The sequence below is a fragment of the Pseudomonas cyclaminis genome, assembly GCF_015163715.1.
GTDB lineage: Bacteria > Pseudomonadota > Gammaproteobacteria > Pseudomonadales > Pseudomonadaceae > Aquipseudomonas > Aquipseudomonas cyclaminis.
On the sequence record NZ_JADDUM010000065.1, the window covers coordinates 18285 to 32932 of the forward strand.

General features: G+C 59.3%; 12 protein-coding genes and 1 pseudogene. 6 read left to right on the forward strand and 7 right to left on the reverse strand.

What is annotated here, in order from left to right:
• The first annotated feature begins 61 nt into the window (after positions 1–61).
• Positions 62–2370, forward strand: a pseudogene (locus tag IQK56_RS10145) (hybrid sensor histidine kinase/response regulator).
• On the opposite strand, the gene IQK56_RS10150 reads toward IQK56_RS10145, so the two are convergent.
• The 3 genes from IQK56_RS10150 to msrB form a co-directional block, all read right to left on the reverse strand.
• Positions 2324–2815, reverse strand: coding sequence for a MarR family winged helix-turn-helix transcriptional regulator (locus IQK56_RS10150; protein ID WP_150761968.1), 492 nt, complete (start codon positions 2813–2815; stop codon positions 2324–2326). The pseudogene IQK56_RS10145 and the gene IQK56_RS10150 overlap by 47 nt on opposite strands.
• A complete protein-coding gene (locus IQK56_RS10155) occupies positions 2812–3297 on the reverse strand; it encodes a glutathione peroxidase (protein ID WP_099586796.1) in 486 nt (161 codons plus the stop codon). The genes IQK56_RS10150 and IQK56_RS10155 overlap by 4 nt, the downstream gene beginning before the upstream one ends.
• Positions 3298–3430: 133 nt before the next feature.
• Positions 3431–3823 carry a peptide-methionine (R)-S-oxide reductase MsrB gene (msrB, locus tag IQK56_RS10160; protein WP_056857170.1) on the reverse strand — a complete coding sequence of 131 codons (393 nt, stop codon included), beginning with the start codon at positions 3821–3823 and terminating at the stop codon, positions 3431–3433.
• Between the two features lie 202 nt (positions 3824–4025).
• Here msrB and IQK56_RS10165 point away from each other — a divergent pair, with 202 nt between their 5' ends.
• Together IQK56_RS10165 and htpX are read left to right on the forward strand one after the other, a co-directional pair.
• Positions 4026–5237: a pyridoxal phosphate-dependent aminotransferase gene (locus IQK56_RS10165; protein ID WP_027607001.1), complete on the forward strand. Its 1212-nt coding sequence runs from the start codon at positions 4026–4028 to the stop codon at positions 5235–5237.
• Between the two features lie 304 nt (positions 5238–5541).
• A complete protein-coding gene (gene htpX / locus IQK56_RS10170) occupies positions 5542–6429 on the forward strand; it encodes a protease HtpX (protein WP_065939969.1) in 888 nt (295 codons plus the stop codon).
• Between the two features lie 56 nt (positions 6430–6485).
• Here htpX and IQK56_RS10175 read toward each other — a convergent pair whose 3' ends face one another.
• The gene (locus IQK56_RS10175; RefSeq protein WP_193863260.1) at positions 6486–7142 is read right to left on the reverse strand and encodes a thiopurine S-methyltransferase; all 657 of its coding nucleotides are present in this window, start codon (positions 7140–7142) and stop codon (positions 6486–6488) included.
• Between the two features lie 103 nt (positions 7143–7245).
• On the opposite strand from IQK56_RS10175, the gene IQK56_RS10180 reads away from it, so the two are divergent.
• The gene (locus IQK56_RS10180) at positions 7246–8013 is read left to right on the forward strand and encodes a DODA-type extradiol aromatic ring-opening family dioxygenase (protein ID WP_193863262.1); all 768 of its coding nucleotides are present in this window, start codon (positions 7246–7248) and stop codon (positions 8011–8013) included.
• A 35-nt stretch (positions 8014–8048) separates the two neighbouring features.
• Here IQK56_RS10180 and IQK56_RS10185 read toward each other — a convergent pair whose 3' ends face one another.
• Together IQK56_RS10185 and IQK56_RS10190 are read right to left on the reverse strand one after the other, a co-directional pair.
• The gene (locus IQK56_RS10185; RefSeq protein ID WP_224793992.1) at positions 8049–8915 is read right to left on the reverse strand and encodes a hypothetical protein; all 867 of its coding nucleotides are present in this window, start codon (positions 8913–8915) and stop codon (positions 8049–8051) included.
• Between the two features lie 440 nt (positions 8916–9355).
• A complete protein-coding gene (locus IQK56_RS10190) occupies positions 9356–11029 on the reverse strand; it encodes a DEAD/DEAH box helicase (RefSeq protein WP_027606997.1) in 1674 nt (557 codons plus the stop codon).
• A gap of 422 nt (positions 11030–11451) precedes the next feature.
• Between IQK56_RS10190 and IQK56_RS10195 the strand changes: the two genes are divergently transcribed.
• Positions 11452–12243: a crotonase/enoyl-CoA hydratase family protein gene (locus IQK56_RS10195; RefSeq protein ID WP_122307796.1), complete on the forward strand. Its 792-nt coding sequence runs from the start codon at positions 11452–11454 to the stop codon at positions 12241–12243.
• A 99-nt stretch (positions 12244–12342) separates the two neighbouring features.
• On the opposite strand, the gene IQK56_RS10200 is transcribed toward IQK56_RS10195, so the two are convergent.
• Positions 12343–13098, reverse strand: a complete 756-nt coding sequence (locus IQK56_RS10200) for a spermidine synthase (RefSeq protein ID WP_122307795.1) — start codon at positions 13096–13098, stop codon at positions 12343–12345.
• Between the two features lie 124 nt (positions 13099–13222).
• Here IQK56_RS10200 and IQK56_RS10205 point away from each other — a divergent pair, with 124 nt between their 5' ends.
• Positions 13223–14569, forward strand: a complete 1347-nt coding sequence (locus IQK56_RS10205) for a class II 3-deoxy-7-phosphoheptulonate synthase (protein ID WP_122307794.1) — start codon at positions 13223–13225, stop codon at positions 14567–14569.
• Positions 14570–14648 lie beyond the last annotated feature (79 nt).

Here is a 14648-nt window from a genome sequence, read left to right on the forward strand (position 1 = left end):
GCCTGTGGATGTTCAGCTATGCTTGCCGGGCGAAGGGAAACGTGAAGTGGTTCAACACTCTATGGATATCAAGTTCGCCCACCGCTTGTCTTATAAACAAGCTCGATTGACTGTGCTAGTCGGTTTTGTCTTAGGAACCTTGCTCAGTTTGATTCAAATCGGCATCGATTATGCCAGCGAAGACGCATCCATAAACCGTGAAATACGCTCGCTGATCGAAATCAGCCACAACCCCGCGTCGCGTATTGCCTACAACATCGATGCCGAACTGGCCCAGGAGTTGACCCTTGGCCTGCTGCACTCCCCCGCCATCATTCGTGCGCAGTTGATCGACAACAATGGCGTGGTATTGGCCGACGTCGACCGGCCACGCAAGGAAAGCACTTACCGGCCTATCAGTGACTTCATGTTTGGCGCCAACCGCCAGTTCGAGGACCAACTGTTCCTGAGCCATATGCCTAACGAGTCACTGGGCGCACTACGTCTGGATGTAGACACCTACGCTTTTGGCAGCCGGTTCCTGCGCCGCGCCGAGATCACCCTGTTCAATGGATTTGCCCGCAGCCTGCTGCTGACCGGGATTTTGCTGGGCCTGTTCTATGTGATGCTGACTCAACCGCTGGTGCGCATTATTCGTGAACTGAGCACCCGCAAGCAGGCCGCCTGGATTGCCCGCCGGGGCATGAGCACGATGAAATCGGCGTGTTGGTGAATGTCGCCAACCAGCAATTCGAAAACATGGAAACCGAAATCCAGCAACGCCGTCACGCTGAAGACCGACTCACGGAATACCTGGGGCAACTGGAAGACATCGTTTCCGCTCGCACCCTCGAACTCAAGGCCAGCAACCAGCGCCTGACCCAGACCAACAATGAACTTGAAGCGGCAAAGATGAATGCATTGGGCATGGCTCAGGCCCGGGCGGCCTTCCTTGCAAACATGAGCCACGAAATTCGCACCCCGCTCAACGGCCTGCTGGGCATGATCGCACTGTCGCTGGACAGCCCGTTGAACGCCGAGCAACGCCAGCAACTGTCTATCGCCCATGACTCAGGCAAAGTGCTGGTGGAGTTGCTCAACGATATTCTCGACCTGTCCAAGTTTGATGCCGGGCAGTTGGAGCTGGAGCGCATCCCGTTCGACCTCGGCGCGCTGATCGAAGACACCGCGAACCTGTTATCACAGAACGCAGCGCCGAGCGTGGAACTGACGTGCCTGATCGACCCGCAGTTTCCGGCCCAGGTACTGGGCGACCCGACCCGGGTGCGGCAGATCGTCAGCAACTTACTGTCCAACGCCCTCAAGTTCACACGCTTCGGTCGCGTTGATGTGCGCCTGCACACCCACGACGGCGGCGTGCGTATTGAAGTCTGCGATACCGGCATCGGCATTGCGCAGGATGCCCAAGTGAAGATTTTCCAGCCGTTCACCCAGGCCGGTGCCGGTATCACTCGCCAGTTTGGCGGGACGGGCCTGGGTCTGGCGCTGACCCACAACCTCTGTGAAGCCATGAAGGGACGGTTGAGTATCAGCTCGGAGGTGGGCTTTGGCAGCCAATTCTGCGCAGACCTGCCGCTGCCCACCCATTTGCCCGCCGTGCAGCCGCCGCCTCTCAGCGGCCAGGTCATCGCCATCACCAGCGCTGGCGGCGGTTTGACGGAGTTGCTCACCACACTGCTGCCCAGTTGGGGGCTGACACCGCGTTGTTTCACCATGGATGACGATTTGAGCGGGCAAACGCCTGACCTGCTGATTACCGACTGCCCGGAATGCCTGTTCCGCATACGGCCGGGCATTACCGCGCCCATTTTGCTGGTTACGGCCTATGGCAATTTCATGCCCAGCGAGGAAGTGGCGGCGCTGGTACCACTGCACCAACAAGCGCGCCCTTTGAGCCGCACCGCGCTGTATCAGATCCTGCTACGCAACATGCACAGAGGCACGCAGTTGATCCTTGATCCGATCCAACTGGATGCCGCCCCCCTCGCACATCGGGCGCGCATCCTGCTGGTGGAGGACAACCCGGTCAACCAACTGGTGGCCAAGGGCATGCTCAGCAAACTGGGTTGCGAGGTGATTGTGGCGGCCCATGGTGGCGAAGCGCTCAAACTCCTCGAAGAACAACCCTTCGACCTGGTGCTGATGGACTGCAACATGCCGGTGATGGATGGCTATGAAGCCAGCCGGCAGATTCGCCGCAGCGGGCGCTGGCCGGACCTGCCGATTGTCGCGTTGACGGCCAACGCGCTGTCCGAGGAGCGCGAGCGTTGCCGTGCGGCGGGCATGAATGACTACCTGGCCAAACCGTTCCGCCGCGAAGAACTCAATGCCCTGCTGGACTTGTGGGTGCCTCGCAAGACAACGCTCTGATCTGCGCCAGTAACTGATCCAGACCGTCGCGCAAGGCGTCAGCCTGGTTCAGGTCAACCCCACTGGCGCACAGCAGCCGAGTCTTCAGGGCGAGGGTCTGATCACGCAGTTGTACGCCGCTGTCACTCAGGCTCAGGTGCACCTCCCGCTCATCCTGGGCACTGCGCCGGCGCCGCACCAGCGCAAGTTGCTCCAGACGCTTGAGCAAGGGCGTCAACGTACCCGAGTCAAGCATCAGGCGTTCGCCCAGGGCTTTGACTGTGGGTTGCGGCGCTGGCGTATCGTGCCACTCCCACAACACCAGCATCACCACGTATTGAGGATAGGTCAGGCCCAGTTGCTCAAGCATCGGCTTATAGGCGCGGATAACGGCGCGGGAAGCAGCGTAGAGCTTGAAACACAACTGGTTGTCCAGGGCCAGGGAGACGGCGGGCAGTTCGATCATTTGAGCAGGGCTTCGATCTCTTGGGTCAGGTCCTGCGGCTTGGTGGTAGGGCCAAAGCGCTTGACCACCTGGCCGTCGCGACCAATGAGGAACTTGGTGAAGTTCCACTTAATGCCTTTGGAACCCAGCAGACCCGGCGCCTGTTTTTTCAGTTGCACGAACAGTGGATGGGCATCGCTGCCATTCACGTCGATCTTCTTGAACAGCGGGAAGCTGACACCGAAATTCAGCTCGCAGAATTCCGAGATCGCGCCTTCGTCACCGGGCTCCTGCTTGCCGAACTGATTGCAGGGAAAGCCCAGCACCACCAAGCCCTGATCCTTGTATTGCTGCCAGAGTTGTTCCAGCCCTTTGTACTGCGGAGTGAAACCGCACTTGCTGGCAGTGTTGACCACCAGCACGGCCTTGCCGGCGAAATCGGCCAAGGTCTTTTGCTCACCTTTGATAGTGGTGCAAGGGATGCTCAGCAGGTTGTCGCTCATGGCAGTGCCTCAAGAAAACGGGGAAGAAGGAGAAAGATAGTAGGCGATTCAATTGCGTGCAATTGAATTGATCAGAATGATGGTGCCTTATGGGCGCACGGAATGAGGGAGCAGGCTCCCTCACCACGAAGACTCAGCGCGGGACCAGGTCCAGGCACACCGAGTTGATGCAATAACGCAGACCGGTCGGCGGCGGACCATCCGGGAACACATGGCCCAGGTGCGCATCACACTTGGCGCAGGTGACTTCGGTGCGGATCATGCCGTGGCTGACGTCACGGATCTCGATCATCGCGCTGTCGGCAATCGGCGCGTAAAAGCTCGGCCAGCCGCAGCCGGAATCAAATTTGGTGGTGGAATCGAACAGCGGCTCATTGCAGCAGATGCAGTGGTAAACGCCATCGGTCTTGGTGCCGTTGTACTTGCCGCTGAACGGGCGCTCGGTACCTTTGAGCCGGCACACGTTGTACTGCTCGGGATCGAGCATGGCCTTCCACTCTTCAACGGTTTTCTGCAACTTATCCATCGGTACACCTCGGCAACTGAAAAAGCCTGATCTGTGTCTTTTCCATGGATCAGGCGGCACGTATGATTGCGCCTCTTCAAAACACCAGTCTGGCACCCGCGCTATCGGCATTCAAACGTATTTATGGGTGCGGGCCCCGCAGGTTTCACAGTACGGTAGTGTCCACACCGTCTGGATCGTTCATTTTCAGGATCACATCGCCATGCAGGTCAGCAAATCGAACAAGCTCGCCAACGTCTGCTATGACATTCGCGGCCCAGTGCTCAAGCACGCCAAACGCCTGGAAGAGGAAGGCCATCGCATCCTCAAGCTGAACATTGGCAACCCGGCGCCCTTTGGTTTCGAAGCGCCGGACGAAATCCTCCAGGACGTGATCCGCAACCTGCCTACCGCACAGGGCTACAGCGACTCCAAAGGCCTGTTCAGCGCACGCAAGGCGGTGATGCAGTACTACCAGCAAAAGCAGGTGGAAGGTGTCGGCATTGAAGACATCTACCTGGGCAACGGCGTGTCCGAGCTGATCGTGATGTCCATGCAGGCCCTGCTGAACAACGGCGACGAAGTGCTGGTACCGGCACCGGACTATCCACTGTGGACCGCTGCCGTGACCCTGGCCGGTGGCCACCCGGTGCACTACCTGTGCGACGAGGGCGCCGATTGGTTCCCGGACCTGGCCGACATCAAGGCCAAGATCACACCGAACACCAAGGCCCTGGTGATCATCAACCCGAACAACCCGACCGGCGCCGTGTATTCCAGGGAAGTGCTGCTGGGCATGCTCGAACTGGCCCGCCAGCACAACCTGGTGGTGTTCTCCGACGAGATCTACGACAAGATTCTCTACGACGACGCGGTCCATATCTGCACTGGCTCCCTGGCGCCGGACCTGCTGTGCCTGACCTTCAACGGCCTGTCCAAGTCCTACCGCGTGGCGGGCTTCCGCTCCGGCTGGATCGCCATCTCCGGTCCCAAGCACAACGCCCAGAGCTACATCGAAGGTATCGACATGCTGGCCAACATGCGCCTGTGTGCCAACGTGCCAAGCCAACACGCGATCCAGACCGCACTGGGCGGCTACCAGAGCATCAATGACCTGGTACTGCCCCAGGGCCGCCTGCTGGAGCAGCGCAACCGCACGTGGGAACTGCTCAACGCGATTCCGGGCGTGAGCTGCGTGAAACCCATGGGTGCGCTGTACGCGTTCCCACGGATCGACCCGAAGGTGTGCCCGATCCTCAACGACGAGAAGTTCGTGCTCGACTTGCTGCTGTCGGAAAAACTACTGGTGGTGCAGGGCACCGCGTTCAACTGGCCGTGGCCGGATCACTTCCGCGTGGTGACCTTGCCGCGCGTGGATGACCTGGATATGGCGATTGGACGTATAGGCAATTTCCTCAAGTCCTATCGCCAGTAGTGGATATGGCGCTGTACGACCGGCATTCGGTCGTACAGCGATTATCTGGCAACACTTCTCTGTCTTCCCCCTCCCCTCACACCGCCTTTGCCACTCTATAGCCCCAAGCCCCCTATAATTGTTGGGCCACAAGACAATGAACGACTTATAACGGGTAGCATTCCCGATCGGAAAATCCCTTCAAGACTCTACATTCGAGCTGTAGGACACAGTTTGAAATAGTCGCTCGGTTGAATCACCCCATGCCGCACCTTATATACCCCGCAGTACGCGACATATTAAGCATGAGGAGAACTCTACAACCATGATGCGCATCCTGCTGTTCTTGGCCACCAACCTGGCGGTCGTGCTGATTGCCAGCATCACCCTGAGCCTTTTCGGCTTCAACGGGTTCATGGCGGCCAACGGGGTTGATCTGAACCTCAATCAGCTGCTGATTTTCTGTGCGGTCTTTGGTTTTGCCGGCTCACTGTTCTCGCTGTTCATCTCCAAGTGGATGGCGAAGATGAGCACCAGCACCCAAGTCATCACCCAACCACGCACCCGCCATGAACAATGGCTGATGCAAACCGTGGAGCAGTTGTCCCAAGAGGCAGGTATCAAAATGCCCGAAGTGGGGATTTTCCCTGCTTATGAGGCCAACGCCTTTGCGACGGGCTGGAACAAGAACGACGCGCTCGTGGCCGTCAGCCAGGGCTTGCTCGAACGTTTCTCGCCCGATGAAGTGAAGGCAGTCCTCGCGCACGAGATTGGTCACGTTGCCAACGGCGACATGATCACCCTGGCACTGGTGCAGGGCGTGGTGAACACCTTCGTGATGTTCTTTGCGCGGATCATCGGTAATTTTGTCGACAAGGTGATCTTCAAGAACGAAGGCGGTCGCGGTATCGCCTACTTCGTGGCGACCATCTTCGCCGAAGTGGTACTGGGCTTCCTGGCCAGTGCGATCGTGATGTGGTTCTCGCGCAAACGCGAGTTCCGGGCAGACGAAGCCGGCGCACGCCTGGCGGGCACCAGCGCAATGATCAGTGCGCTGCAACGCCTGCGCTCCGAGCAGGGCCTGCCGGTGCACATGCCTGACAGCCTGACCGCCTTTGGCATCAACGGCGGTGTCAAACAGGGCCTGGCACGCATGTTCATGAGCCACCCACCGCTGGAAGAGCGTATTGACGCGCTACGTCGCCGGGGCTGATAACACGGCAAAGCAAAAAGGGGTGATCGGATCGCCCCTTTTTTGTGGGCGCCCCTTTATACCCGCGCCATTTTGTAGACGCGCTCGTCCAAGCCCGTGACGCCGTCCTGCACGAACTTCCAGCTCTCACCCAGGACGTCTTGCTCCTCGATCACCTGCAGGCTCCAGTGCGTGCCCAGCAGCACCTTCACCTCGTCATCCGTCACCGCAAACGGCGGGCCAGCCTTTTGCGTCTGGTCGTAGTCGAGGGTGATGAGCAACCCTTGGCAGCCTGGCCGCAGAAAGGCGTTCAGATGCTCGGCGTACTGCGCGCGCATCAGCGGTGGCAAGGCGATCAGTGCGGCGCGGTCGTAAAGCGCGGTGCAATCAGCCAGTGCCTCAGCGTCCATGGCGAAGAAATCGCCGCACCACACTTCGATCAAATCAGCCTGGTACACCTTGAACACGCCGTGCCGAGTGATTCGCGGCGTCAGGTTCTGCTCGGCGAAGAAGGCTTCAACCGCCTGGTCCGACAATTCAACGCCGAGCACACGATAACCGTGGCTGGCCAGCCACATCAGGTCCAGGCTTTTGCCACACAGCGGCACCAGCACTTTGGCCCCCTCAGCAAGCCCCAACGAAAGCCAATGCCGTTGCAGGTAAGGGTTGACCTCGGGCAGATGGAAGCCGATCTGATTGCGCGCCCAGCGCTCCTGCCAAAACTTAGGTTCCATGGATCCCCCAGAAATCTCGATCAAAAGGCACTAAAACTTATATTAGATTTAGATCAATGATCTGATTGAAGATGGGCCCATGTTAACGCTCAGGACCCCACTTATGCTCCCTAGCCTGTTTATCTCCCACGGTTCGCCCATGCTCGCCCTGCAACCCGGCGCCAGCGGCCCGGCGCTGCAACGCCTGGCGGCCGAGCTGCCCCGCCCGAAGGCAATCGTGGTGGTGTCGGCGCATTGGGAAAGCCAGGAGTTGCTCGTCAGCGGCAGCGCCGCACCGGAAACCTGGCACGACTTCGGCGGCTTCCCCCGTGAACTGTTTGCCGTGCAATACCCGGCGCCGGGCGACCCACAACTGGCCCGCGAGATTGTCCAACTGTTACACGCCGATGGCCTGAATGCGCGCATTGACGACCGTCGCCCCTTCGACCATGGCACCTGGGTGCCGCTGTCGCTGATGTACCCGGCGGCAGATATCCCGGTGGTGCAGGTGTCCCTGCCCAGTCACATGGGCCCGGCCCTGCAGACCCGCGTCGGGCATGCCTTGGCTAGCCTGCGCGAGCAAGGCGTATTGCTGATCGGTTCGGGCAGCATCACCCATAACCTCGGTGAGCTTGACTGGCACGCCGGACCCGAGACCATCACGCCATGGGCGCTGGCGTTTCGCGATTGGGTCGTCGACAAGCTGGCGGCCAACGATGAAACCGCATTGCACGATTATCGTCGTCAGGCACCGAATGCCGTGCGCAACCATCCCAGTGATGAACACCTGTTGCCGCTGTATTTTGCGCGAGGTGCCGGTGGCGATTTCAGCGTGGCGCACCAGGGCTTCACCCTGGGCGCGCTGGGCATGGATATCTACCGATTCGGTTGACAGGGCCGATAGCCCTGCAATATCAAGTACACAGGCTAGGCTTTCTTTTCAGAGCCCACGCCTTGAAAGGAGAAGTGGATTTCCTTTCCTGCACCGGACTCTTTGGTAATCTGCTCGTTACCCACCATCGAGTTCTTATACCTGCCGTAAAAACCATCACTGTTAATGACGCCCGTTTTAACATTGCCCTTTTCGTCTGTAGTAAAGGGTGCTGAAAAACTGCCGCCCGCTGGAGCAATCTGCGAACTTCGGTTTATTTTCGCGCCATACTGCTCAACAAACCCAACGTCTCTGCCAGCCAGTGCAACTTTTCTGTCGACATCAAGATCTTGAACGTGCTGCTTGGAGCCCAAGTTATCGGGATCCGTGACATCCTGAATATAAGCGCTCAACCGCTGGGGGTTTTGAGGGTCCCGCTCCACCGTCAGGTTATATTTATTCCCAAACTTAAAATCGACCAATGTGCTATTGCTGGCGCCCTTCCCCCCATCAAACTCGGCGCGACCTTGCGGCGCTTTGAAATGCGGACCGTATCCGGAAAATGTAACCAGCGCCTTGCCATCTCCACGTGGCTGCATCCCTATATAGCCGCCACCGAGACGCTTGCCACCGCTGTCATTAACGACAAATTGCATCGCGTGATAAATACCCGGATCCTTGTGTGTCTTTCTTTGGAGGCCTTCGTCAATACTCATTGGGAACGTGATATTGCTCAACCCAGGGTGCGGCGAGGGCACTGAGTAATTCACCTTATATAGCCCATTGGGGGCTGTGGCTTGCTTCTTGATTTCGAGTTTTGGATCGCTCACTGTATCAAGCTTTGAATTATGGACTGTGACCGTGGGCGAAACCGCTTGCGAGGAAACTTCTTTTTTTACACGCCTCGCAGCATCAGTCAACACACTAGAGCCCCCTGACGACCGAAAGCTATTTGTATGTTGTTGGTGCTGATCATTGCGTGGCTCACCAGCCGTATTAACGGATGGTTGCACGGGAGAATGAATAATGGGCTCAGGTATTTTTGATGGGGGACGGTGTGAGTTATCAACGCGCATAACAACTACAGCCTCTTTCCAGTGAGTTCAATCACTCGAAATTAATGACTTATTTACAAGCGGGCTGCCAGACAAGTCACCCATACACCCGGACTTTTCTTAAGCCTGACTTGATCATTAGCTGACAACGAAAACCTATATTTCAGAAAACACCTAACCACCCTCCACCCTATGAAGCACTACCCCACCAAGCGGGTAGCACTTGCGTACGCACCCAACGCCGGGCATAAAAAATCCCCGAACCAGTCGGGGATTTTTTATGTGCGATCAATCAGCCCAAGGGCGGATCAATCTTCGCGGTAGCGACGCAGCTTCAACTGCTTACCGGCAACGCGAGTGTCTTTCAGCTTGGTCAGCAGCTTTTCCAGACCGTCTTCCGGCAGCTCCACCAGGGAGAAGCTGTCACGGACCTGGATGCGACCAATGGCTTCACGTGCCAGGCCACCCTCGTTGAGGATAGCGCCCAGCAGGTTCTTGGCAGCGATACCGTCACGCGCACCCAGCGCGGTACGGCAACGAGCACGACCTTCAGCCAATGGAACCGGAGCACGACGCTCACGATCACCACGATCTGGACGGTCGCCAGTACGCTCTGGACGATCACCGCGTGGCGCGTTGTTCGGTACCAGCGGGCGCTCTTTCTCGATGGCCGCCAGGGTCAGGGCCTGACCATTGGTTGCCTTGCGCAGCAGGGCTGCAGCCAGGGCACGTGGGGTGCAGCCGATATCGGCGGTCAGGCGGTCCAGCAGGTCGCCGTGGGTCGATTCAGCGTCAGCCACCAGTGGCGACAGGCTGTTGGTCAGTTTCTTGATGCGGGCATCGAGAACAGCCTGGGCATCCGGCAGGCGGACTTCGGCAACTTTCTGACCGGTTACACGCTCGATCACTTGCAGCATGCGGCGCTCACGTGGAGTCACCAGCAACAGTGCGCGACCTTCGCGACCCGCACGGCCGGTACGGCCGATACGGTGAACGTAGGACTCTGGATCGTAAGGCATGTCAACGTTGAACACGTGGGTGATACGTGGAACGTCGAGACCACGAGCGGCTACATCGGTCGCTACAACGATGTCCAGACGGCCATCCTTGAGGGAGTCGATCACGCGCTCACGTTGGTTCTGGGCGATGTCACCGTTCAGCGCAGCGGCTTTGTAGCCTTTGGCTTCCAGGGCACTGGCCAGGTCCAGGGTCGCTTGCTTGGTGCGCACGAACATGATCAGGGCGTCGAAGTCTTCGACTTCCAGCAGGCTCAATACAGCCGAGGTCTTCTGGTCAGCGTGAACCAACAGGTGAGCCTGTTCGATCGCGGTAACGGTCTGAGTCTTGGTCTGAATCTTCACGTGTTGCGGATCGCGCAGGTGGCGTTCGGCAATGGCACGGATCGACTGTGGCAGAGTGGCCGAGAACAGTACGGTCTGACGGGTCGGTGGCAGCGCCTTGAAGATGACTTCCAGGTCATCCATGAAGCCCAGCTTCAACATTTCGTCAGCTTCGTCGAGAACCAGGTGGTTCACGGTCGACAGTACTTTTTCGTCGCGACGCAGGTGGTCGCACAGGCGGCCTGGGGTCGCCACAACGATCTGAGCGCCATTACGGATGGCTTTCAGTTGCGGGCCCATCGGCGCGCCGCCGTAAACGGCAACAACGGTAACGCCTGGCATTTGCTTGGCGTAGGTTTCAAAAGCGGTTGCTACTTGCAGCGCCAACTCTCGGGTTGGCGCCAGGATCAGGGCTTGCGGCTCGCGCTTGGCAGGATCGATGCAGTGCAGGATAGGCAGGGCGAACGCGGCGGTTTTACCGGTACCGGTTTGCGCCTGGCCAATCATGTCCTGGCCGGCCATGATGATCGGGATCGATTGCTGCTGAATCGCCGAAGGTTCTTCGTAGCCGGTCGCAATGACGGCAGCAAGAATGTTCGGGTTAAGATTAAAAGCGGCGAAGCCGCCGGTTTCCTGGGTCATGGGTCTGCCTCTAAGTGCATCCGCAAAGACCCATGCTCCAAAGCTGCGCATGCCGTGTTGAGACTCAAGAGTCGCCCTGGCTGCTTTGTCGGCGGGGATTTGCGAAAACGAATGAATGAAAAAGATTCGTCAAGGGAGAGTCCGCTGTGCGGACATGCAGCCGAAGCTGACTTCGGGGAATTGCGCTACCTAAACGCGGCCCGGTTAAAGGCCGGCGCGCACTATACCGGAAATACCTGAAAAAGGGAGCTTTTTTTATCGCAAAGCACCGATAAACCGCGCTGCGTCACAGTCTTTGCAGATAAGCCGGCCAGGGTCTATTTTTCAAAGGCCCGGCCCTGTTGGTGATAACGCTTAAACGATTCACCCCATGTTCGAGACCTTTGGTCCGAAATCCTTCCCTGCGCCCGAGGGCACACCCGATGAATCAAGCCAGCAGCAGCCGCGTCAGCCGTGAACTCCAGGGCCATGTCCTGCTGTTGGGCCTGGACCGGGTGGCCAAGCGCAATGCCTTTGACCTGAATTTGCTTAACGAGCTGAGCCTGGCGTATGGCGAATTTGATCGAAACGACGCAGCACGGGTCGCTGTCGTCTTTGCCCACGGCGACCACTTCACCGCCGGGCTGGACCTGGCCAATGTCAGCGCGGTGATGGCCGGCGGCTGGCAACCGCCGCTGGGGGGCTGCGATCCGTGGGGCGTGTTCGCCGGTCCGCGGGTAAGCAAACCGGTGATCGTCGCCGCCCAAGGCTACTGCCTGACCATCGGTATCGAATTGATGCTGGCGGCGGATATCAACCTCTGTGCGAGCAACACGCGCTTTGCGCAGATGGAAGTACAGCGTGGGATCTTTCCGTTTGGCGGTGCGACATTGCGCCTCCATCAGATCGCCGGATGGGGCAACGCCATGCGCTGGCTGCTCACTGGCGATGAGTTCGACGCCCATGAAGCCCTGCGCCTGGGTCTGGTGCAGGAAGTGATGGCCAGCGAAGACTTGCTGCCCCGCGCCATTGAACTGGCCAACCGCATTGCCCGCCAGGCGCCACTGGGCGTGCAGGCTACCCTGATGTCGGCACGGCTGGCGCGCATGGAGGGTGAGACGGTGGCCGCCGCCGCATTGCCGCCAATGGTCGACAAGCTGTTCAACAGTGCAGACGCCAAGGAAGGTGTACGGGCGATGATCGAGAAGCGGCCTGGGGTGTTCAAAGGCATTTGAGTGGGCAATACCGGCGCCATCGGGGGCAAGCCCCCTCCCACAGGGGAATGCAGTCCAATGTGGGAGCGGGCTTGCCCCCGATGGCGTCGATACAGGCGACTAAGTAGCCGGCCGAATCGCCTTGATCAACGGCTGCAACGAATAGCCCAGTCGGGGGGCAAGGGCTTGCGCGCGTGCCGACAGCGCATCGAGATCCAGGACCTGATCCAACTCCGAAGGCACCAGCAAAATCACATTGCCCTCCTTCACCGGCAGCTCCCAGTAATGCCGGTGATACAGCCCACGCAACAAAGCCGCGCCCAGTGGCTTACCGTCGTCAGTCGCCCACTGGTTGATCACCAGCCAACCACCGGGGTTGAGCTTTTTCTGGCAGTTTTCCAGGAAGGTCCAGGCCAGGTGGCCGACGCCTGGGCCCACATCGGTATAAAGGTCGACGAAAATCAGGTCGGCCGATTCGGCAGTCTCCAGCAATTCCAGGGCGTCGCCGATGCGGATATACAGGCGCGGATCATCGTCCAACCCCAAGTACTCGATGGCCAGACGTGGCACATCCGGGCGCAGCTCGATGGCTTCGACGTCTTCCAGGGGCAAGAACTTCAGGCACGCCTGGGTCAACGTGCCAGCGCCGAGACCGAGGAACAACGCGCTTTCCGGCTGTTCATGGCACAACGCGCCGATCAGCATCGCACGGGTGTAGTCGTACTCCAGCCAGCTCGGATCGGCGGTGAACACGCAGCTCTGCTCGATGGCGTCGCCGAATTCGAGAAACCGGTAATCGGCCACTTCGAGCACACGGATCATGCCGAAGTCATCATGGACCTCGGCCAGCAGGCGCTCGACACGCTCCTCTGTCATCACTACTCCTAACGGGTTTGCTCTACGCCAAAGGCGCGATTGTCGGCCAACCGGCAGCAGCAGGTCACGCACTAATTGCTGATAACATTGGCGCCCCACCGTCAATCAGCCAATCGAGTTCATGATGAGCCAACCCTGGAGCCCCGACAGCTGGCGCGCCCTGCCGATCCAGCAACAACCCCAGTACCCGGACGCTGCACACCTGTTGCGGGTGGAGCAGAGCCTGGCCAGCTACCCGCCGCTGGTGTTTGCCGGGGAAGCCCGTGAGTTGCGCCGCCAGTTTGCCGAAGTGACTCAGGGTCGCGCCTTCCTGCTGCAAGGCGGTGACTGCGCCGAAAGCTTCGTTGAGTTTTCCGCTGCAAAAATCCGCGACACCTTCAAGGTGTTGTTGCAGATGGCGATTGTGATGACCTTCGCCGCCGGCTGCCCGGTGGTGAAAGTCGGGCGCATGGCCGGCCAGTTCGCCAAGCCGCGCTCATCCAACGACGAGACCATCGACGGCATCACCCTGCCCGCCTACCGTGGCGATATCGTCAACGGCATCGGCTTTGACGAAAAAAGCCGCGTACCGGACCCGGACCGCCTGTTGCAGTCGTACCACCAGTCCACCGCCACCCTCAACCTGCTGCGCGCCTTCGCCCAGGGTGGTTTCGCCGACCTGCACCAGGTGCATCAGTGGAACCTGGACTTCATCGCCAACTCCGCTCTGGCCGAGAAGTACAGCCAACTGGCGGACCGCATCGACGAAACCCTGGCCTTCATGCGTGCCTGCGGTATGGACAGCTCGCCGCAACTGCGCGAAACCAGCTTCTTCACCGCCCACGAGGCGCTGCTGCTGAACTACGAACAAGCCTTCGTACGCCGTGACAGCCTGACCAACGACTACTACGACTGTTCGGCCCATATGCTGTGGATCGGCGACCGCACCCGTCAGTTGGATGGCGCCCACGTCGAATTCCTGCGCGGCGTAAACAACCCGATCGGGGTCAAGGTCGGCCCGAGCATGAACCCCGACGACCTGATCCGTCTGATCGACATCCTCAACCCGGACAACGATCCAGGCCGCTTGAACCTGATCGCCCGCATGGGCGCGGGCAAGGTCGGCGACCACCTGCCCAACCTGATCCGCGCCGTACAGCGCGAAGGCAAGCAGGTGCTGTGGAGCTCGGACCCGATGCATGGCAACACCATCAAGGCCAGCAGCGGCTACAAGACCCGCGACTTTGCGCAGATCCTCGGCGAAGTGAAAGAGTTCTTCCAGGTGCACCAGGCCGAGGGCAGCTATGCCGGCGGAATTCATATCGAGATGACGGGGCAGAACGTCACCGAGTGCATCGGCGGCGCGCGGCCGATTACCGAGGATGGCTTGTCGGACCGCTATCACACCCATTGCGACCCACGGATGAATGCCGATCAGTCGCTGGAGTTGGCGTTTTTGATTGCCGAGACCTTGAAACAGGTCAAGCGCTGAGACCTGGGTGGTCTGGGCGGACGCTATCGGGGGCAAGCCCCCTCCCACATTTGGAGCGGTGAACGCAGTCAAATTGTGG

Coding starts and splice junctions, on each gene's coding strand:
- IQK56_RS10180 (WP_193863262.1), top strand. CDS start 7,246: ATGCTCCCTAGCCTGTTTATCTCCCACGGTTCGCCCATGCTCGCCCTG.
- IQK56_RS10200 (WP_122307795.1), bottom strand. CDS start 13,098: ATGACAGAGGAGCGTGTCGAGCGCCTGCTGGCCGAGGTCCATGATGAC.
- IQK56_RS10150 (WP_150761968.1), bottom strand. CDS start 2,815: ATGATCGAACTGCCCGCCGTCTCCCTGGCCCTGGACAACCAGTTGTGT.
- IQK56_RS10155 (WP_099586796.1), bottom strand. CDS start 3,297: ATGAGCGACAACCTGCTGAGCATCCCTTGCACCACTATCAAAGGTGAG.
- IQK56_RS10165 (WP_027607001.1), top strand. CDS start 4,026: ATGCAGGTCAGCAAATCGAACAAGCTCGCCAACGTCTGCTATGACATT.
- IQK56_RS10195 (WP_122307796.1), top strand. CDS start 11,452: ATGAATCAAGCCAGCAGCAGCCGCGTCAGCCGTGAACTCCAGGGCCAT.
- htpX (WP_065939969.1), top strand. CDS start 5,542: ATGATGCGCATCCTGCTGTTCTTGGCCACCAACCTGGCGGTCGTGCTG.
- IQK56_RS10205 (WP_122307794.1), top strand. CDS start 13,223: ATGAGCCAACCCTGGAGCCCCGACAGCTGGCGCGCCCTGCCGATCCAG.
- msrB (WP_056857170.1), bottom strand. CDS start 3,823: ATGGATAAGTTGCAGAAAACCGTTGAAGAGTGGAAGGCCATGCTCGAT.
- IQK56_RS10175 (WP_193863260.1), bottom strand. CDS start 7,142: ATGGAACCTAAGTTTTGGCAGGAGCGCTGGGCGCGCAATCAGATCGGC.
- IQK56_RS10190 (WP_027606997.1), bottom strand. CDS start 11,029: ATGACCCAGGAAACCGGCGGCTTCGCCGCTTTTAATCTTAACCCGAAC.